This is a genomic window from Bacteroides sp. LFL-34, assembly GCF_027257075.1.
GTDB classification, from domain to species: domain Bacteria; phylum Bacteroidota; class Bacteroidia; order Bacteroidales; family Bacteroidaceae; genus Bacteroides; species Bacteroides ovatus.
This window is the reverse complement of record NZ_JAPQKZ010000055.1, coordinates 16,489-36,931: the sequence shown is the minus strand read 5'-3', so window position 1 is coordinate 36,931 and position 20,443 is coordinate 16,489. Positions and strand designations below refer to the sequence as shown.

Genomic DNA, 20,443 nt, shown 5'->3' with positions numbered 1-20,443 from the left:
ATGTTTCCAAGTTTTTCCAAATCGATTTTCTGCTAAATCCATAATGCTTCATTTTTATACATAGCAAAAATATAAGAATGAAAAAAGGCCGACAAGATAGAATCGCGGAGACGCTTACGTAAGATACCTTTATCTCACACGCTGTCTCGTGTGTAAGAATCTTGGCATATTTATAGAAGACTATGTAGTAATTTGTAGAATCCATGCATCAAATGTCTTGTTCATGCCGGTAAACAATCTGTTTCAAGGCGGGAAACTATTTGTTTCATACGCTTGAAACAAACTGTTTGCAGGTTTAAAACAAAATAAAACTGCCGTCAACCGGAAATTAGCACCTAAGTAATCAGACACTAATACTCTATCTCTAGGATATTAATACCTGAATTGTAGAGTATATATACGCAACGTGTTGGACATATATATCCAACACGTTGCGCATATATGCCCTGTATATTGGATATATATGTCCTTAATCTATATGAAAGACTCTACATGGTGAAGGAGGTGAAGGATACTTTCTTCTGTATTTTGTGCTTTATGTCACTGTAAACCGTTGACTCATAGCTGTTCAGCTGAAGGTGAAACCTGTGAACCTTCTAAATGCTTCTTAATAGTTGTATATTCGTTTTCAGAAATTTAGTGTTGAGTTTATAGCTATGAACCTGGTTCCAGTTTTCTACCCTTTTCTCCATCCTTCTCCATTTTTTATTTATAAATAAGTACCTGTTAAAATAGCTTCTTATCATCAGTTCTCTATCCATAAAGTTAATGATATTGATAAATAGGTGTTATTTAGTCAAAGGAAATGAGTAGTGTATATTGCAATATCGATTAGAGAAGGAGAGAAATGAAAACCGAGTTCTTAACGAACTTGGTTTTATTTTGATATGAAAACGAATGCCTTATTATTTTTAATTCTTAATAACAACAAAAGAATCGTTTAGAATATCATTATGGTGAAGCAAAAGTAGAATAAAATGAAATATTACGCAAGTAAATCTACTAAAATATTTTAAAACGGGATAGCTGGATTGTTGTGTTTTCTGGCAACAAAATGGGATAACAGTTTTATCAACTTGCCTTTGGTATCAAAATAAGTATTTATTATATAGCAATTTACATACAAATCGTCTCAAACTCAAAGCGGTGCGAGTGTATGGATGACTGTTTTATCTAAAATGTCCTTCCAAGTTGTGTTTCCAAGCATAGGTAAAACCAAGTTCGTTAAGAACTCTGGCAAGTATTAACCTAAGATAAAAATAGAAAAGCCTATGGAAAACTAAACACACAAATTGCCTGAAACATGGTGTCAAATAATATATGAAGGCACCATAAAACCTTAGAAATTCTAACTTACTAATGTCTAACTGAATAAATTAAAGTATGACAAGAAAAACTAACCGATGCCCGGCCTTTATGGAAGGACGGGGAACACGTTGCCTGAAAATAGCAGCAGTTGCTACTTTATTGTTATGGTGCACACAACCTATGCAAGCAGTAGCTAATACTAATGAAACACAGGAAACTACTGATATACAGCAGCAAAAAGTAAAGACTACAGGTGTTGTAGTGGATGAAAACGGAGAACCTCTTATTGGAGTCTCTGTAAAGGTGCAAGGTACTGCCACAGGTACTGTTACTGATCTCAACGGACGCTTCTCTATCGATTCCCCCAAAGGAGCAGTTCTCTCACTTTCGTTTATTGGTTATAAAACTATTACCGTGAAAGCTGATGGGACACCCCTTAATATCGTTATGAAAGAAGATTCGGAACAGCTCGACGAAGTAGTCGTTGTAGGCTACGGAACACAAAAAAAAGTAAATGTAACCGGTGCGGTAGGTATGGTCGATGCGAAAGTGTTGGCTGCACGTCCTGTAACCAATGTGGCGCAGGCCCTACAGGGTACAGTGCCAGGCTTGAACTTCACGGTAGGAAGTGAAGGTGGAGCCTTGGATGGTTCGATGAGTTTTAATATTCGTGGTGCAGGAACAATCGGTGATGGTTCCGGGTCGTCTCCACTTGTGTTGATTGACGGTATCGAAGGTAATCTTAATTCGTTGAATCCGAATGATATAGAAACGGTTTCTGTTTTGAAAGACGCTGCTTCTGCCTCTATTTATGGAGCGCGTGCTGCTTTTGGTGTTATTCTGATTCAGACCAAGAAAGGGAAAGCGGGTAAAGCCAGAGTCAGTTATAATGGAAATGTCCGTTTCAGCGACGCGGTATCAGTGCCTGAAATGATGGACTCATATACTTTTGCACAGTACTTTAATCGTGCCGCAGAGAATGCGGGCAGATCCGGTGAGGCTCCGTTCTCATCCGAGCAGTTACAGAAAATAAAAGATTATCAGGAGGGAAAGATAACATCCGTCACAACACTGAATACGAATAATAACCGTTGGAACAATTATGGCGGAGCGAATGCCAATACGGATTGGTTTAAAGAATTCTACAATGACTGGGTGCCATCTCAAGAACATAATCTAAGTATTTCGGGAGGTAATGAGAAAATCCAATTTTCATTGAGCGGTAGTTTTATGGACCAGAACGGTCTGTTGCGGCATGGTGAAGATAATTTGCAACGTTATACAATGAACAGCACCATTACAGCGCAGATCACAGATTGGTTCAGAGTGAACTATTCTACCAAATGGACACGTGAGGACTTTGACCGACCCTCTTATCTGACCGGGCTATTCTTCCATAATATCGCTCGCCGCTGGCCCACCTGTCCGGCTTACGATCCTAATGGCTATCCCATGAATGGTGTGGAAATTACAGAATTGGAGGATGGTGGCCGACAAACCAACCAGAAAGACTTGAATACTCAACAGTTGCAGTTTGTGTTTGAACCGGTCAAGAACTGGACAATTAATATCGAGGGTGCTCTAAGAACGGAAAACAAAAATGAACATTGGGAAGTATTACCTATCTTCTCTCATGACGGTGACGGTAATCCGTATTCTATACCATGGGGAAGTTATGGAGCCGGCAGTTCCGTTGTGAACGAATATAATTATAAAGAGAATTATTACAGCACGAATATCTATTCCGATTATTTTAAACAATATGAAAGCGGTCATTACTTTAAAGTGATGGCAGGTTTTAATGCGGAGTTGTATAAGACAAGAAGTTTGTCGGGGCAGAAGAATACGCTGATCTCCAATTCTGTGCCTACACTGAATACAGCAACGGAATCTCCTACTACTTCCGGTGGATATGCACACAATGGGGTAGCCGGATTCTTCGGGCGTATCAACTATAATTATAAAGAACGCTATTTGATAGAGTTGAACGGTCGTTATGACGGTTCGTCCCGTTTCATTAATGACAAGCGTTGGGGATTTTTCCCGTCATTGTCAGTCGGATGGAATATAGCACGTGAAGATTTCTTCAGGAATATAGCCGATAAAGCTCATATTGATGTATTGAAATTAAGAGGTTCATGGGGGCAGTTGGGTAATACGGATACTAAGGATGCATGGTATCCTTTCTATCAGACGATGCCACAAGGCACTGATTATAACTGGTTGGTGAATGGAAAAAGACCGAATTATGCAAGCCTACCCGGTATCGTCTCCAGCTTGAAGACTTGGGAAACGATTGAAACCTGGGATATCGGTTTGGACTGGGGGCTGTTTAATAATCGCTTGACCGGTTCGTTCGACTACTTTGTGCGTTGGACGTATGATATGATTGGCCCGGCTCCGGAATTGTCTTCCGTACTGGGTGCTACTCCTCCGAAAATCAACAATTCCGATATGAAATCCTATGGTTTTGAGCTGGAACTGGGGTGGAGAGATATGATTGGTGATTTCTCTTATGGTGCTAAATTTACGTTAGCCGATGACCAACAGAAAATCACTCGCTATCCGAATGAAAACAACAAACTTTCCAAAGCATATTATCCGGGAATGATGAAAGGAGAAATCTGGGGATATGAAACGGTAGGTATCGCACAATCACAGGAAGAGATGGACGCTCACTTGGCCAAAGTGGATCAGTCTTCTTTGGGAAGCAAGTGGGGAGCAGGTGATATCATGTATAAGGATGTAGACGGCGATGGAGTGATCTCGACAGGTGAAAATACCACAGAGAAACCCGGTGACCGTGTGATTTTGGGCAATAATACACCTCGATTTAAATATGGTATCACGTTGGATGCAGCATGGAAAGGTGTCGATTTCCGCATATTTCTGCAAGGAGTGGCCAAGCGCGATTATGTGTTGAGCGGCCCCTATTTCTGGGGAGCCAATGGAGTGGACGAATGGCAGGCTACCGGATTTAAGGAACATTGGGACTTCTGGCGTCCGGAGGGTGACCCGTTGGGTGCTAATACAAATGCCTATTATCCACGCGTATTGAAAAGTGATTCGAGAAACATGGCAGTGCAGAGCCGCTATATTCAGAATGCAGCTTACTGCCGTATTAAGAATGTTCAGATAGGCTATACATTGCCCAAGCAATGGACAAATAAAGCCGGAATGTCTTCAGTTCGAGTATACGTGTCAGGTGACAATCTGTTGACATTCTCTCATATGTCCAAGATTTTCGACCCGGAGGCTTTGGAAAGCACTTATGATGCGAATAATGGTAAACTCTATCCGTTGCAGCGCACCATCTCGGTAGGTTTAAATGTTAACTTCTAATTTTAAGGCTTATGAAACTGAAACATATTATATTACAAACAATCTTGATGGCAGGAGCTACGTGGTCGCTTACATCTTGTAATGATTTTCTGGATATGGCGCCTCTGGATCAGGTGACTCCGCAAGAGTATTTTAATACGACGGACCACTTGGCTGCATATAGTATTTCGCAGTACAACAACATCTTTTCAACGCATGGTGGATATGGAGTCGGTACAGTGAACAATGACCAGAATACAGATAATATGGTAGCCGGAGGATATTCTTCCACCTATTTTGAGAAAGGTCAGTGGCGTGTTCCTAATACTGGAGGTGGCTGGGATTTTACTCAAATTCGCTATTGCAATTATTTCTTCGAAAATGTGCTTCCTAAATTCGAGGCAGGCAAGATTGAGGGCAATTGTGAACAGATTCTTCACTATGTCGGCGAAATGTACTTTATCCGTGCATGGATTTATTACAGTAAACTGAAATCATTCGGAGATTTTCCAATTATAACCGAAGTATTGCCGGATAATCAGTCTGTTTTGACAGAGAAATCTGTTCGTCAGCCGCGTAATCTCGTAGCTCGTTTTATCATCAATCAGCTCGATTCCGCCGCCAAATATATGGTGGATGATATTTCAGGAAACAAAACGCGATTAACAAAGAATTGCGCGTTATTGATAAAGTCGCGCGTTGCTTTGTATGAGGCTACGTTTGAAAAGTATCATAAGGGAACAGGGCGTGTGCCGGGGGATGCAACCTGGCCGGGTAAGAGAATACATACCGATTTCTCCACGAACATGGATAATGAAATCAATTTCTTTCTGGATGAGGCTATGAAAGCAGCGGAACAGGTGGCTGATGATATTACTTTGACCAATAATACCGGTCTGACCAATCCGAAAAACATATCGGGGATTGTTGGCTGGAATCCATATTTCGAGATGTTTGCGGAAGAAGATATGAGTAGTTATTCCGAAGTTCTTTTCTGGAAGCAATATATGAATGGTGGTGGCGTGTCAATCACGCATGGCACACCGGCTTATATTTTTACTGGAGGTAATAATGGTATGCTGAAGAGCTTTGTAGACTGTTTTGTCATGAAAGACGGACTTCCCTATTATGCAGCAGGAGATGAATATAAAGGTGACAAAACTATCATGGATGTGAAAGAGAATCGTGATCTGCGTCTGCAAATGTTTGTTTTGGGCGAGAAGGATTTGCTTCCATCCAGTTCGACAGAAGAACCTGCACTTAAAGAATTCAAACAACCTAATATTATATCATTGGAAGCCCAAACATCTGATAATACCGGGTATCGGATTCGGAAATGCTTGACATATAATAATAAGCAGATTATTTCCGGTCAGTCGCAATCGACTACAGGGTGCATTATCTTTCGTGGTGTCGAAGCTTATCTGAATTATCTGGAAGCCTACTATTTGCGTAATAATAAGGTAGACGGTAAAGCGAAAAGCTATTGGGATGCAGTACGCAATCGGGCAGGCATTACAGGCAATTTCCAGACAACCATTGACAATACCGATATGAATAAGGAGACGGATTTGGCCGCTCATCCCGGTTCGTATGAAGTGGATGCTACCTTATATAATATCCGTCGCGAACGTCGTTGCGAGTTTATTGGCGAAGGAATGCGTTGGGATGACCTGGTGCGTTGGAGAGCTTGGGATGGCGTACTTACTAATAAGTTTATTCCTGAAGGGTATAACTTTTGGGAAGAGGCTTATAAAACTTATGAACTTCCGGAAGACGTTACTTTAAAAGATGATCCGGATGATGCTACTTCTAATATTTCCTCCAGAGCATTCAAGTATATTCGTCCTTTTAGCAAGGTGAGAATCAATAATCAGGTATATGATGGATATTCTTGGGCTAAAGCCAACTATTTGAGTCCGGTTGCTATTAATGAAATGAGACTTGCGTCTCCTGATAATAGTACAGATAATTCTGTTATTTATCAGAATCCGTATTGGCCGGAAAAAGTGGGTGGCACTGCTCTCGAATAGGTTGATATAAATATAGGTTACACGATAGAAAGAATGAAAGGCGTAGAAAGAGAGTTGATTCTCTTGTCTACGCCTTTATTATTTTATGGATTGAAGTGGTGAATTACTTCACTTCCCAAGTATCATTAGTCATTAGCAATTCCTGGAAATTATGATATTTCTTCTTGCCTTTGATTTCTTCAATCTGTCCAATTACAGCATCATTGTAAGTTGGAGCATCTACATCGCGGATCACACCGAGTGCAATCGGGAAATCAGGACCTTCCATTAACGCCAGTTTCAATTGAAGCGTATTATCTTGGCAGTGAGCATCGTGAATAAGAATATCCTTTTCTGTGATACCATTCTCACCAAGTTTCACCACTTTCAGTCCGAAACCTTCCTGCATCAATCCGAATTCCTTGTTTTCACCGAACAACATGGGTTTGCCATGTTCCAGATAGATAGCGTTCTTGGCACGTCCTTCTTTGGTGGCTACAGAAGCATGAGTTCCATCGTTGAAGATCACGCAGTTTTGCAGAACTTCTACAACAGAGGCGCCTTTGTGATTAGCGGCAGCTTTCAATACCTCTACAGAAGCGGCACCGTCTACTGCAATACAACGTGCAAAGAAATGTCCACGGGCACCAAAAGCAAGTTCTGCCGGATGGAATGGATCTTCTACGGTACCGTAAGGAGATGATTTAGTTACAAGTCCACGCTCCGAAGTCGGTGAATATTGTCCCTTTGTCAAACCGTAGATGCGGTTGTTCAGCAGGATCATATTCAAATCAATGTTACGGCGTAATGCGTGGATGAAGTGGTTACCACCAATTGCCAGACCGTCACCGTCACCGGAAATTTGCCAGATCGTCAAATCAGGGTTGGCCACTTTTGCACCTGTTGCAACAGCAGCGGCACGTCCGTGAATCGTGTGGAAGCCATACGTATTTACATAGTAGGGCAGGCGGGAAGAACAACCGATACCGGAAATGACGGCAATATTGTGCGGAGCTACTCCCAGTTCGGCCATAGCTTTGTGCAGTGAGTTCAGGAAAGCGTGGTCACCGCATCCCGGACACCAGCGAGGTTGGCCTGATTTATAATCTTGTACGGTATATACTTTATCGCTCATCTTTTATTCCTCCAATAATTTAGTGAATGCATCTATCAATTCTCTCGTAACGAAAGGCTGTCCTTTCACTTGGTTGAACTGGCTGATGTTCAATCCGGGTATCTTCATCCGTAAATAACCTGCGAATTGTCCCAAATTCTGTTCAGCTACTACGATCTTCTTGTATTTACGCAATACATCGGCTGTATTCTTCGGCAACGGGTTGATGTATTGGAAGTGTGCGAAAGCCACTTTCTTTCCATGATCGCGCATAAAGTCCATAGCCAGACGGAGATGCCCATACGTGCCGCCCCAGCCAACAATCAGTAAATCTGCATCTTCATCACCCAGTACTTCGAGTTCGGGGATATAGTCTGCAATTTTATCTACTTTAGTTTGGCGGAGATGAACCATCTTATTATGGTTTTCTGGTTCGGTAGAGATCGCACCTGTTTCATTGCTCTTTTCAAGACCACCGATGCGGTGCATGAATCCTTCAGTTCCCGGAATTGCCCAGTAACGTGCACCGGTTTCTTCATTGCGTTGGTATGGAGTCCAGTTACCAGCCATGTCCGGAGTCACGTATGGAGGATTGATGGCAGGATATTCATTTAAGTTAGGAAGTTTCCAAGCTGCCGAGCCGTTGGCTACGAAAGCATCCGTCAGTAATACAACCGGAGTCATGTGTTCCAGAGCAATCTTACATGCCATGTATGCGGCATCAAAACAGTTCGTTGGTGAAGTTGCGGCAATCACCGGCATCGGGCTTTCACCATTACGTCCGTAAAGAGCTTGCAATAAGTCTGTCTGTTCTGATTTAGTAGGCAAACCTGTTGACGGACCGCCACGTTGCACATTTACAATCACTAATGGAAGTTCGCCAATTACAGCAAGGTTCATGGCCTCACTCTTCAAACAAACACCGGGCCCGGAAGTAGTCGTTACAGCCAAAGCACCGGCAAAAGCGGCACCAACGGCAGAAGCACAACCCGCGATTTCATCTTCGCACTGTACGGTTTTTACTCCCAGTGATTTATGTTTAGCTAATTCGTGCAGAATATCAGTGGCCGGAGTGATAGGATAAGAACCCAAGTAGAGTTCCAGACCTGCTTTCTCGGCAGCAGCAATCAAGCCATAAGCAGTTGCTTTATTTCCGTTGATATCTGTATAAAGTCCTTTTGATTTCGGAGCTTTACTTTCAATCTTATAAGTAGAGACAGAAGCATGTGTGTTGGCACCATAGTTGAAACCATCGTTTAATACCTTAATATTAGCTTCTGCAATTTCGGGCTTCTTGGCGAATTTCTCACGCAGCATTTTTTCAGCAGCGGCAAGGTTACGGTTGAACAGCCAGCAAACCAGTCCGAGTGCGAACATGTTCTTACAACGGAGTGCTGATTTATTGTCTAGTCCGGAGTCTTTCAGGCTCTCTTTGCACATGGAAGAGATGGGAACTTCAAGTACTTCCTGTTTTATGCCTAATTCTTCAAAAGGATTGTCGGTCTTGAATTGTGCCTTTTCCAAATCTCTGGCTTCGAATGAGTCGGAGTCGGTAATGATAAGTCCTTGCGGTTTACAGAATTTGATTTGTGTTTTCAGTGCGGAAGGATTCATAGCCACCAACACGTGGCAACGGTCTCCGGGAGTGTAAACCTGTCCGGCACCGATGTGGACCTGAAAACCGGAAACACCGGTCAGTGAACCTTGCGGGGCGCGGATGTCTGCCGGATAGTCAGGGAATGTACAGATGTCATTTCCTACCGTAGCCGACACGTTCGAGAAGATGTTGCCGGCCAGCTGCATACCGTCGCCGGAGTCGCCGGAGAAACGTACTACTACTTCCTCCAATTCTTTAACCATCATTTCGTCTGCCATAACTTTAATTACTATATTTAATTTAAAAACTGATTTTACTTTCAATTTGTGAGCGCAAAGGTCGGAAAGTTAATCGAATTATCAAAATAAATCGAACTTTATTGTCCTATTGACGCCAAATATTTGAAATATCTGAAAGGAACCTGTATTTTTATTCTTGTTAAATCGACAGAAACCGTTATCTTTGCAAGCAAATTTGAAGCGGCCTTGTAGTTCAACGGATAGAATAGAAGTTTCCTAAACTTTAGATAGGGGTTCGATTCCCCTCGAGGCTACTACGAAGAATCTGTGAGAAGTTGTTTTGTTTTGCTTTCATATCGTATCTGGTTTTAAGTTTAACAATGGCTTCTTTTAAGATGAACGTCTTATAGCTTCTATTTGTTTTAATAATCAATAGAAAAAGCCTCTACCGAATGTTCGGAAGAGGCTTTTTCTATTTCTGGAATTTATTATTCTTCCGTAGTTACTGGTACGACTTTTTTGTTCTTCATCATGTTGTATGCAATCGGAGATGCAATGAACAGTGATGACAATGTACCGATAACAACACCCAAGATCATTGCGAATGCAAAGCTGCGGATTGAATCACCGCCAAGGATGAAGATACACAGCAATACGATCAATGTACTTAATGATGTATTGATAGTACGTGCAAGTGTAGTATTCAATGAATCATTGAACAACTGACGTTTGTCACGTTTTGGATACAGGCCGAAGAATTCACGTACACGGTCGAAGATTACCACCTTGTCATTGATAGAGTAACCGATAGCTGTCAGGATAGCACCGATAAACGTTTGGTCAATTTCCAGTGAGAATGGAACGATACCCCATAACAATGAGTAAGCACCGATAATCATGATGGTATCGCATGATAGAGCTACGATAGAGCCAATACTATATGCGATGTTACGGAAACGGATTAAGATATACAGACCGATAGCGATCAAAGCCAGTACTACGGAATAGATGGCACCTGTTTTGATATCGTCTGCGATACTCGGACCCACTTTTTGAGAACTTACAATACTACCACCAGTGTGATTGTCACGGTCGATAAAGGTAGCTAGAGTGATGTTTTGAGTCAGCACAGGTTTCAAAGTCTCATATAAATATGCTTCGATTTGAGAGTCAACATCGTTTCCTGCATCTTCAATACGGTAGTTGGTGCTGATACGTACAGTTTTCTTATCTGTACCGATAGCGATAACACTAACGTTAGCATCACCGAACTTGCTGGAGATCAATTCACGAATCTGTTCGGGTTCTACCGGATTCTCGAACTGTACCTTGAAGTTACGTCCACCGGTAAAGTCGATACTCTGGCTTAAACCGCGCATGGCAAATGAACCGATACAAACGAGGATGATGGCTACAGTGATGATAAGGGATTTTTTGTTTGTTCCCATAAAATCAAAACGTGTGTTGGTCATCAAGTTTCTTGAAACAGGGGTTGTGAATGTAAGGTTCAATAGTTTGTCCTTGTTCATGAAGTGTTCGTAAACTATACGGGTCATGAACACAGCGGTGAAGAAGGATACTAGAATACCGATAATCAATGTCGTAGCAAAACCACGGATCGGACCGGTACCGAAGTTAAACAGAATGACACCTGTGATGATGGATGTCAGGTTCGAGTCGAAGATAGCGGAGAATGCGTTGGAATAACCGTCAGCAAGTGCTTTCTTCACACCTTTACCGGCACGAAGTTCTTCTTTAGTACGTTCGTAGATAAGTACGTTCGCATCCACTGCCATACCTAGTGACAACACCATACCGGCAATACCGGACATTGTCAATGCTGCCTGGAAGGAGGAGAGGACACCTAATACGAAGAAGAAGTTCAGGAACAATGCACCATTGGCAATCATACCCGGTATGAAGCCGTACATCATACACATATAGATCATCAACAGAATCAGAGCCACTACGAATGAGAATACACCTGCATTGATAGATTCCTGACCCAATGATGGACCAACGATATCTTCCTGTACGATGTGAGCCGGAGCCGGCATCTTACCTGATTTCAATACGTTTGCTAAGTCCTTTGCCTGTTCAGGAGTGAAATGACCTGTAATCTGTGAACGTCCACCTGTGATTTCAGAGTTTACGTTTGGTGCAGAATATACATAGTTGTCAAGAACGATAGCGATAGAACGACCGATGTTCTGTTTGGTCAGCTGTGCCCAACGACGTGCACCGTCAGAGTTCATTGTCATGCTGACAGCCGGTTTGCTGTATTGGTCGAATTCATCTTTCGCGTCTGTTACTACATCACCTTCCAACGGAGCTTTACCGTTGCGTTCGGTAGACTTGATAGCATATAATTCGAACGTCTGTCCTTTCTTGTCAAATTCAGAAGGAGAAACACCCCATTTCAAACGAAGGTCTTTCGGGAGTTCTGCTTTAACTTCCGGCATAGCCAGATATTTGTTGATATCAGCAGTGTCTTTGTAGTTAGCGTAACCGATCACAGGACCTTGTCCGCTAGAGTTCAACTGCAGGATAGCCAACAGAGGGTATTGCTTTTTAATTTCTGCCAGGTTAGCTGTTGAATTATCTTCAGTAGTTGTAGCATCTCCTTTCAGGGCAGCAGCAAGACTGTCGGCAGCACTTACGCTTTTCTTGGCCGGAGTAGCTTCTGCAAGCGGAGCTTCTTTGGTGGAATCTACAGCGGTAGAGTCTGCATCTGTCTCCTGCGCTAATACAGCACGCAATTTAGCATCAGCAGATTGCATGGCAGGAAGAACTTCTTTAGCTGTATAAGTTTCCCAGAATTCTAGGTTAGCAGAACCTTGGAGAAGTTTTCTCACACGTTCCGGCTCTTTGATACCCGGCAATTCCACCATGATACGACCCATTTTGTCTTCCAGGCTCTGGATATTCGGCTGAACAACACCGAAACGGTCGATACGTGTACGAAGTACGTTATATGAGTTTTCAACAGCAGCTTTTACTTCTGCTCTCAATACTTTTTCAACTTCTGCATCCGATGATTTCTGGTTAACTTTGTCTTTCAACTGTTGTGTTGCGAAGAGTTCGGAAAGTTTTGCGTTAGGAGCAGCTTTGTGGTATTCTCTGACAAATAGCGTGATGATATCATCCTGGCTGTTTACAGCCTGTTTTGCAGCTTCTGCCAATGCATTGTTGAAAGCTTCATCCGGCTTGTTGTCAGCCAGTGCTTTGATAACATCAGGTACAGAAACTTCAAGGATAACGTTCATACCACCTTTTAGGTCCAAACCTAAACTAATCTCCATCTCACGACATTGTTTCAGCGTCCAGTTACCCAACCACACTTTCTCATTGGAGAGAGAGTCGAGGTAGTCTTGTTCCACTTTCGGGTCGCCGTTCGCAATTTCTTTCGCCTTGTTGGTATAATGGCGTGTTACGAAGGAGAAGGAGAGATAGAACACACATACCAGTGTGAGTAATACCGCAAAAACCTTTACAAATCCTTTGTTTTGCATTTTACTTTTAATTTATGATGATTACTTTTTTAATTTAATTTTCAGTTAAATTCTGTCGTACACAAGTTCTTTTTGCCGCATACAAGGCTGCAAATATAGTTTTTTTTTCACATTCATGTGTAATAAGCCCTCAAATATTTGATGTTTAAGGGCTTTTTTGCTGAATTATTTCATTCCTCTGTTTTTCAGTAGTGGTTCCAGGCTTGGTTCCGCTCCACGGAAATTCTTATAAAGCACCATCGGGTCTTCGCTGTCTCCCTTCTCCAATACGTTATGGCGGAACAGGTCGGCGGTGTTTTTATCAAAAATACCATGTTCTTTGAAAGCTTCGAAAGCATCATTGTCCAATACGTTGGCCCATAGGTAACTATAGTATCCGGCTGCGTATCCGCCAATGATATGATTAAAGTAAGTCACGCGATAACGCGGTGCTATTTCGGGAATCAAATTAAGCTTGTCCATCGCTTCTTTTTCGAATGCAAGCATATCCAGATTCTTTACATCTGTTATCGTGTGCAGGTTCATGTCGAGGATGGCGGCGGCCAGTAATTCGGTGGTCATGAAGCCCTGGTTGAAAGTTTTCTGTTGCAGTATCTTCTCGATGATTTCGTCGGGTATCACTTCTCCTGTCTGATAATGTTTGGCATACATTTTCAGCACTTCGGGTTCAGTCGCCCAGTGTTCGTTGATTTGAGAAGGAAGCTCTACAAAGTCGCGTACCACGTTGGTTCCCGATGTTCCTTTGTATTCGCATTTTGTCAGCAGTCCGTGCAGGGCGTGACCAAATTCGTGAAACAGGGTTTCCACTTCATCCATGGTCAATAAAGAGGGGGTGTCGCCTACCGGCTTGGTAAAGCTGCAAACGTTGCATACTAACGGACGGGTTGTTCCGTGTTGCTCACGATAGTTGCTCATCCATGCACCACCGCTTTTCCCGGGACGTGGGAAATAGTCTACATAGAAGATACCGAGCTGGGAACCGTCTGCGTCTTTCACTTCAAAGACTTCTACATCAGGGTGATAAGTTGGTATGCCTTCCAGTTTGCTTAGGGTGATGCCATATAATTTGTTGGCTACGGCGAAAGCGCCATCGCGTACATTCTCCAGTTTGAAGTAAGGTTTTGTATCCTCTTCAGACAGGTTGTATTTTTCTTTCCGTAGTTTTTCGGTATAATACCACCAGTCCCATGCTTCCAGTTTTTCTCCTTTTCCTTCCTTGTCCATTAACTTCTGGAGTTCGCCAGCTTCTGCTTTTGCTTTTGGCAGTGCATAGCTCCAGAGGTTATTTAAAAGGCTCATTACGTTGTTGGCGTTCTTTGCCATGGTTTCATCCAGGACGAAGTTTGCATAACAGTCGAAACCTAATAAGTTCGCTTTTTCCAGGCGGAGAGAAACGATCTTGCGGATGTTTTCCTTGTTATCGTTCCCGTCGTTGTTGTTGCCGCGGTTGATATAAGCTTTGTATATTTGCTCCCGGAGCGGGCGATTTTCAGAATATTGCAGGAAAGGCAGACGGCTGGCATTGTGCAGGGTGAACAACCATTTTCCCGGTTGTCCGGCTGCTTTCGCTTCTTCGGCCGCACTTTGGCGGAACCATTCAGGCAATCCTGCCAGATCTTCTTCTTTGTCAACGAAAAGTTGGAAGGCATTATTCTCATTCAGCACATTGTTGCTGAAAGTGATGCCAAGTGTAGAAAGCTCCTTGTTGATTTCGCGGAGGCGAGCTTGGTCCTTTTCGCCAAGGTTCGCTCCGGAGCGGATAAATCTTTTATAAGTCTTGTCCAGCAGACGTTCTTGTTCCGACGTCAGGTTCAATGAATCTTTCTTTTGGTAGACATCGTTCACCCGTTTGAATAGTTTCCCATTCAGGGAGATATTGTCATTATGTTCCGAAAGAACCGGTGCCAGTTTGATGGAAAGTGCGGTCAGCGAATCAGTAGTTTCCGCATCTGTCATATTGAAGAAAATGATGCTTACCCGGTCTAAGATGGGTGCGCTGTTATCCAAAGCCACAATCGTATTTTCGAATGTCGGAATTTCCGGGCTTTCGATGATGGCTTCGATATTTTGATTCTGTTCTTCTATACCTTTTAGAAAGGCAGGTTCATAGTGCTCTAATTTAATCTTGTCGAAAGAAGGAACACCATACTCGGTTTGAAACTCTGTAAAGAAAGGATTGCTTTCTGTTTTCGTAGCACAGGAGTACATCATACAACTTACTGCTAAAATGGTTAGTGTCTTTTTAATCATCATAAGTGTTTTTTATTAGAGTTTTCAGTTCTTATCGTTTACTGATATAGCACCAGATCGGGTAATGGTCTGATGCCTTGATAGACCGGTCTACCGTGCAATTGTAGGCTTTCAGGTTGGGGCTGATCAAGATATTGTCTATGCGGAAATAGAACTTGTTCTGATTGTAGGAAATACCCAATCCTTTACCGGACTGTGTGAATGCATCGTCTAGTTTTTGAGTCAGGATGCGATGGGTATATGAGATAGAACCGTCGTTGAAATCGCCGCATACTATGGTTGTCGGATATTTACTTTCTGCAATGGTTTTAGCCACAGAATCTGCTTGTGTAGCCCGGATAGCCGATGCTTCCGCCAGTTTTCTTATTAATTGCCTAAGTCCGGTTTTTACTTTCTTGGCATTCGGGTCTTTAATCATATCCTCATACATCCCTCTGTCTTCTTTGGTGAGTTTGTTGGATTCCAGGTGGTTGTTGATTAATGTAAGAGTGTCGTTATTCACATTCAGTACATATTTCATGGAGCCGTTATAATTACTTTCATATTCGATGGGATGTATCGAGAGTATGGGGAACTTAGAGAAACAGGCAAGTTGCACATCTCCTTTCCCTTGTTGGTGGACGGATTGGTAAGGATAGGCTTTCAATGCTTTTTTAATGTCCTGTTCCGTCAGGTATTTCTTGTTGGTAGCGGTGTTATATTCTTGCAGACAGATAATATCGGCGTTACTATCTACAAGATAAGACAATACCGGGTTTTTTCCATCTTTCTTCTCCAAATTGTTGAAACTCATTACGTTGTAGGATAGGATTTTGATGCTTCCTTCCGGTATGGTTTTAGTGGTGGAGTTAAAAGGAATATAAGTCCGTATCTGCGGAATACAAATTAGAAAACCGATGGCAGGCAAGAGCGCATAGCGGTAATTGACAAATGCCCAGAAGCCGATAAAAATCAGATTAATCGTCAGGAATATCGGAAATGCAAGTCCCAAGCTGGAAGCAAGTGGGTTTATTTTCGGGTTAAGGTAAGGGCTATAAGCGCTTAATATCAACGTTCCCACGAAGAGAGCGTTGACAGCAAGTATCAGATATGCGACAAATTTGCCAATATGTTCCATTCTTTTATCTTTTGCTTGCGTCGAACAAGCTTTTCTTTTCTTCAGTTGTCAGACTGTCGTAACCGGATTTTTTTAGTTTTTCCAAAATACGGTCCACTTCATCTGACTGTGCTTTTTTGTGGGCATTGTAATCATAATCCTTCTTGCGACCGGTGGCACTGTTTCCATAGTGTACCTTCATTTTCGGTTTCCGTTTCCATGTTTTCTTTTGAAACAAGGAGGCGAAACCATCCAGAATCCAGTTGATCCAGGAAGTCAAATCAGTTCCTTTACTTAGGCTGGCGGCAAACCAAAGTCCTGCAAGAGCACCGCCCAGGTGGGCGATATGTCCTCCGGCATTACTTGAGGTGATGGATAATACATCGATTCCGATAACAACCAGTGCCAGATATTTGAGACGGATAGCACCGAAAAGAAAAAGTTGCACCCTGTAATTTGGTTCACGATAAGCCGTAGCAGCTACGATGGCTAATACGGAAGCTGATGCTCCTACCAATGTTGCACCCGCCACTTGCGAACTGAATAAAGGAAATACATTGTAGGCAACCATATACAGTAAACCTCCACAGATACCTCCTAATACATATAGTCCTCTTAAATGCTTGGCCGAGAAAAAGTAGAGAAACAAACTTCCGAACCAATACAGCCAAAGCATATTGAATAGAATATGCAGGATACCGGCATGCATAAACATATAAGTAAATAGCGACCACGGTTGATGCATAAACCCGATAAAGGATGCCGGCAGGGCAAATATACCGAATATATCGGGGGTACTTACTTCAAACAGTCGCAGGAAAACGTTAATCAACGTGCCGATCAGAAAGATGCCTACGTTGATATAAATCAGTTGGATGAAAATATTTCCTCTTCTGAATGTCTCCTTTAAATCAGCTATAATATGTCCCATTGTTATTGCTTTTTTTTCTCCAATACAAAATCAGGATTAATCCGAATAACATTCCTCCCAGGTGAGCAAAGTGAGCAACATTATCTCCGGTGCTGTTGGCAAGCCCTGCCCATAATTCGATTGCGGCATATCCTATCACGAAAAACTTCGCTTTGATAGGGAAAGGCAGCGGAAAGATGAACAGTCGGTTATTGGGAAATAGCATACCAAATGCCAGCAATATGGCGTAAACGGCTCCCGAAGCACCTACGGTGGTCAACATGTTCAAGTATTGCTCCATAGAAATAACGCCATAGCCTATCAAATTTACTTGTGTATGTTGGCTATATTCTATCACATATTGAATATACTGCACTCCTTCCTGGATAAGTCCCGCACCGATACCGCAGAGAATATAGTAAAAGAGGAAACGTTTGGGTCCCCAGGTTTGTTCGAGAATCGGTCCGAACATAAAAACGGCAAACATATTAAAGAAAATGTGGCTGAATCCGCCGTGCATGAACATATAAGTGATAAGCTGTGCCGGATTAAAGTCACTTGCGAGGAAAAAATGTAATCCCAGATAATTCGTTAAATCCAGGCCGTAACGTTGGGCTACGATTGTCCCGAAAAATACTAGTACATTGATAATTATCAGGTTTTTAGTTACAGTTGGCATCATTTTAATTTCTGAATATTTAGATAATAGACGCAAAAGTACGAATAAATTCTGTTTTAAAGCATGAAAAACGCTTCCTATTAGCTCTTTTTCAATAATTTGCTGCGTTTTTTTTATGTTTTTATTTGATATGTTGTTTTGTTCGGCTATATTTGTGGAATCAATCCATTGTGGGATAATCTTTTGTGTAACAAATATATTAATTAATCATTTTACGTATTATGAATAAGTCTGATCTTATTAGTGCAATGGCTGCTGAAGCTCAAATGAGCAAAGCCGATGCAAAAAAAGCACTTGATGCTTTCATCACTTCAGTTACTAATGCTATGAAAGCTGGTGACAAAGTATCTCTCGTAGGTTTTGGTACTTTCTCTGTAAGCGAAAGAGCTGAAAGAACTGGTATTAACCCTTCTACAAAGGCAACTATTACTATTCCTGCTAAGAAAGTAGCTAAATTTAAAGCTGGTGCTGAATTATCTGCAGCTGTTGAATAAGATAGATAGTTGAAAGAAATTAGGAGAGGAGACGCGATGCGTCTCCTTTTTTTGTATCTTTGCGCGCAAGAAATAACTTGATTATGAAGATAGAAGATAAACTTGTAGCGTCCGTTATCAGCGGACTGAAAGCACTCTACGGTCAGGAAGTCCCTGAAAAAATGGTGCAGATGCAAAAAACGAAGAAAGAATTTGAAGGACATTTGACACTGGTCGTGTTCCCTTTCCTGAAGATGTCAAAAAAAGGACCGGAGCAAACGGCACAGGAAATCGGTGAATATCTGAAGGCAAACGATCCGGCTGTAGCAGCGTTTAATGTGATAAAAGGGTTCTTGAACCTGACTATTGCATCGGCTACATGGATTGAGTTGCTGAACGAGATTCAGGCAGATGAACAGTATGGCTTAATGCAGGTCACTGACGCTTCTCCATTGGTAATGATTGAGTATTCTTCTCCGAATACAAATAAACCGCTTCACTTGGGACACGTGCGTAATAACCTTTTAGGCAACGCATTGGCTAACATTGTAGCGGCAAACGGCAATAAGGTAGTCAAAACAAATATTGTAAACGACCGTGGTATCCACATCTGTAAGTCCATGCTGGCATGGAAGAAATACGGAAACGGTGAAACTCCTGAAACTTCGGGTAAGAAGGGTGACCACCTGGTAGGTGATTATTATGTATCTTTCGATAAGCATTATAAAGCGGAAGTAAAGGAGCTGATGGCTAAATTTACAGCGCAGGGAATGAGTGGCGATGAAGCGAAAGCAAAGGCTGAAGCTGAATCTCCATTGATGCAGGAGGCCCGCGAAATGTTGGTGAAGTGGGAAGCCGGTGATCCGGAAGTACGCGGATTGTGGGAAATGATGAACAACTGGGTATATGCAGGATTCGACGAAACCTACAAGAAGATGGGTGTCAGCTTCGACAAGATCTATTACGAATCCAATACTTACCTCGAAGGAAAAGAAAAAGTAATGGAAGGTCTGGAAAAAGGTTTCTTCTACAAGAAAGAAGACGGTTCCGTATGGGCCGACCTGACTGCCGAAGGACTGGATCATAAGCTCCTTCTCCGTGGTGACGGTACTTCTGTCTACATGACTCAGGATATCGGTACGGCTAAACTTCGTTTTGCCGATTACCCGATTAATAAGATGATTTATGTAGTAGGTAACGAACAGAACTATCACTTCCAGGTGCTTTCTATCTTGCTCGATAAACTTGGTTTCGAATGGGGTAAGAGTCTGGTACACTTCTCTTACGGAATGGTGGAACTGCCGGAAGGTAAGATGAAATCCCGTGAGGGTACGGTAGTTGATGCTGACGACTTGATGGAGGAAATGATTGCCACTGCTAAAGAAACTTCACAAGAACTAGGCAAACTGGATGGTTTGACACAGGAAGAAGCTGATGATATTGCCCGTATTGTGGGTCTGGGAGCATTGAAATATTTCATTCTGAAAGTCGATGCCCGTAAGAATATGACATTCAATCCGAAAGAATCTATCGACTTCAATGGTAATACAGGTCCGTTTATTCAATATACTTATGCACGTATCCAGTCTGTACTTCGGAAAGCTGCCGAATCAGGTATCGTAATTTCTGAACAGATTCCGGCTGGTATTGAATTGAGTGAAAAGGAAGAAGGGCTGATTCAGATGGTTGCCGACTTTGCTGCTGTTGTAAAACAAGCCGGTGAAGATTACAGCCCGTCTATTATTGCTAATTATACTTATGACTTGGTGAAAGAATACAATCAGTTCTATCATGACTATAGTATTCTGCGCGAAGAGAATGAGGCAGTGAAAGTATTCCGTATCGCTCTGTCTGCTAATGTAGCTAAAGTTGTTCGCTTGGGAATGAATTTGCTGGGTATCGAAGTTCCTTCCAGAATGTAAGACTTTCTCT

11 protein-coding genes and 1 tRNA gene are annotated in these 20,443 nt (G+C 42.3%); 5 read left to right on the top strand and 7 right to left on the bottom strand.

Annotation, left to right across the window (positions count from 1 at the left end):
• Positions 1–1,383: 1,383 nt before the first annotated feature.
• Complete coding sequence (locus tag N5O98_RS23430; protein WP_022199561.1) at positions 1,384–4,650, top strand: SusC/RagA family TonB-linked outer membrane protein; 3,267 nt, start codon at positions 1,384–1,386, stop codon at positions 4,648–4,650.
• 11 nt (positions 4,651–4,661) lie between these two features.
• Positions 4,662–6,662 (top strand): RagB/SusD family nutrient uptake outer membrane protein, encoded by a 2,001-nt coding sequence (locus N5O98_RS23425; protein ID WP_004302502.1) that lies wholly within the window; start codon positions 4,662–4,664, stop codon positions 6,660–6,662.
• Between the two features lie 103 nt (positions 6,663–6,765).
• On the opposite strand, the gene N5O98_RS23420 is transcribed toward N5O98_RS23425, so the two are convergent.
• Positions 6,766–7,776, bottom strand: coding sequence for a 2-oxoacid:ferredoxin oxidoreductase subunit beta (locus tag N5O98_RS23420; RefSeq protein ID WP_004302501.1), 1,011 nt, complete (start codon positions 7,774–7,776; stop codon positions 6,766–6,768).
• Between the two features lie 3 nt (positions 7,777–7,779).
• Positions 7,780–9,630: a 2-oxoacid:acceptor oxidoreductase subunit alpha gene (locus tag N5O98_RS23415; RefSeq protein ID WP_032848363.1), complete on the bottom strand. Its 1,851-nt coding sequence runs from the start codon at positions 9,628–9,630 to the stop codon at positions 7,780–7,782.
• Between the two features lie 203 nt (positions 9,631–9,833).
• On the opposite strand from N5O98_RS23415, the gene N5O98_RS23410 reads away from it, so the two are divergent.
• Positions 9,834–9,905: transfer RNA gene (locus tag N5O98_RS23410), tRNA-Arg, on the top strand.
• Positions 9,906–10,079: 174 nt separating this feature from the next.
• On the opposite strand, the gene secDF is transcribed toward N5O98_RS23410, so the two are convergent.
• The 5 genes from secDF to N5O98_RS23385 form a co-directional block, all read right to left on the bottom strand.
• On the bottom strand, positions 10,080–13,103 hold the full coding sequence (secDF, locus tag N5O98_RS23405) for a protein translocase subunit SecDF (protein ID WP_022199562.1): 3,024 nt from the start codon (positions 13,101–13,103) through the stop codon (positions 10,080–10,082).
• Between the two features lie 165 nt (positions 13,104–13,268).
• Positions 13,269–15,353, bottom strand: coding sequence for a M3 family metallopeptidase (locus N5O98_RS23400; protein WP_118161524.1), 2,085 nt, complete (start codon positions 15,351–15,353; stop codon positions 13,269–13,271).
• A 31-nt stretch (positions 15,354–15,384) separates the two neighbouring features.
• On the bottom strand, positions 15,385–16,470 hold the full coding sequence (locus N5O98_RS23395; protein WP_004296485.1) for an endonuclease/exonuclease/phosphatase family protein: 1,086 nt from the start codon (positions 16,468–16,470) through the stop codon (positions 15,385–15,387).
• A 4-nt stretch (positions 16,471–16,474) separates the two neighbouring features.
• On the bottom strand, positions 16,475–17,380 hold the full coding sequence (locus N5O98_RS23390) for a rhomboid family protein (RefSeq protein WP_022199564.1): 906 nt from the start codon (positions 17,378–17,380) through the stop codon (positions 16,475–16,477).
• Entirely contained in the window at positions 17,361–18,038 is a 678-nt protein-coding gene (locus tag N5O98_RS23385; protein WP_004307872.1) for a rhomboid family intramembrane serine protease, read from the bottom strand. The genes N5O98_RS23390 and N5O98_RS23385 overlap by 20 nt, the downstream gene beginning before the upstream one ends.
• A 221-nt stretch (positions 18,039–18,259) precedes the next feature.
• Here N5O98_RS23385 and N5O98_RS23380 point away from each other — a divergent pair, with 221 nt between their 5' ends.
• Together N5O98_RS23380 and argS are read left to right on the top strand one after the other, a co-directional pair.
• Positions 18,260–18,532, top strand: coding sequence for an HU family DNA-binding protein (locus N5O98_RS23380; RefSeq protein ID WP_004296482.1), 273 nt, complete (start codon positions 18,260–18,262; stop codon positions 18,530–18,532).
• An 83-nt stretch (positions 18,533–18,615) separates the two neighbouring features.
• Positions 18,616–20,433 carry an arginine--tRNA ligase gene (gene argS / locus N5O98_RS23375; protein WP_004307873.1) on the top strand — a complete coding sequence of 606 codons (1,818 nt, stop codon included), beginning with the start codon at positions 18,616–18,618 and terminating at the stop codon, positions 20,431–20,433.
• Positions 20,434–20,443: the final 10 nt, after the last annotated feature.

Bases quoted from the DNA above. Each gene is read 5' to 3' on its own strand.
- N5O98_RS23430 (WP_022199561.1), top strand. From the start codon at position 1,384: ATGACAAGAAAAACTAACCGATGCCCGGCCTTTATGGAAGGACGGGGA.
- N5O98_RS23425 (WP_004302502.1), top strand. From the start codon at position 4,662: ATGAAACTGAAACATATTATATTACAAACAATCTTGATGGCAGGAGCT.
- N5O98_RS23420 (WP_004302501.1), bottom strand. From the start codon at position 7,776: ATGAGCGATAAAGTATATACCGTACAAGATTATAAATCAGGCCAACCT.
- N5O98_RS23415 (WP_032848363.1), bottom strand. From the start codon at position 9,630: ATGGCAGACGAAATGATGGTTAAAGAATTGGAGGAAGTAGTAGTACGT.
- secDF (WP_022199562.1), bottom strand. From the start codon at position 13,103: ATGCAAAACAAAGGATTTGTAAAGGTTTTTGCGGTATTACTCACACTG.
- N5O98_RS23400 (WP_118161524.1), bottom strand. From the start codon at position 15,353: ATGATTAAAAAGACACTAACCATTTTAGCAGTAAGTTGTATGATGTAC.
- N5O98_RS23395 (WP_004296485.1), bottom strand. From the start codon at position 16,470: ATGGAACATATTGGCAAATTTGTCGCATATCTGATACTTGCTGTCAAC.
- N5O98_RS23390 (WP_022199564.1), bottom strand. From the start codon at position 17,380: ATGGGACATATTATAGCTGATTTAAAGGAGACATTCAGAAGAGGAAAT.
- N5O98_RS23385 (WP_004307872.1), bottom strand. From the start codon at position 18,038: ATGCCAACTGTAACTAAAAACCTGATAATTATCAATGTACTAGTATTT.
- N5O98_RS23380 (WP_004296482.1), top strand. From the start codon at position 18,260: ATGAATAAGTCTGATCTTATTAGTGCAATGGCTGCTGAAGCTCAAATG.
- argS (WP_004307873.1), top strand. From the start codon at position 18,616: ATGAAGATAGAAGATAAACTTGTAGCGTCCGTTATCAGCGGACTGAAA.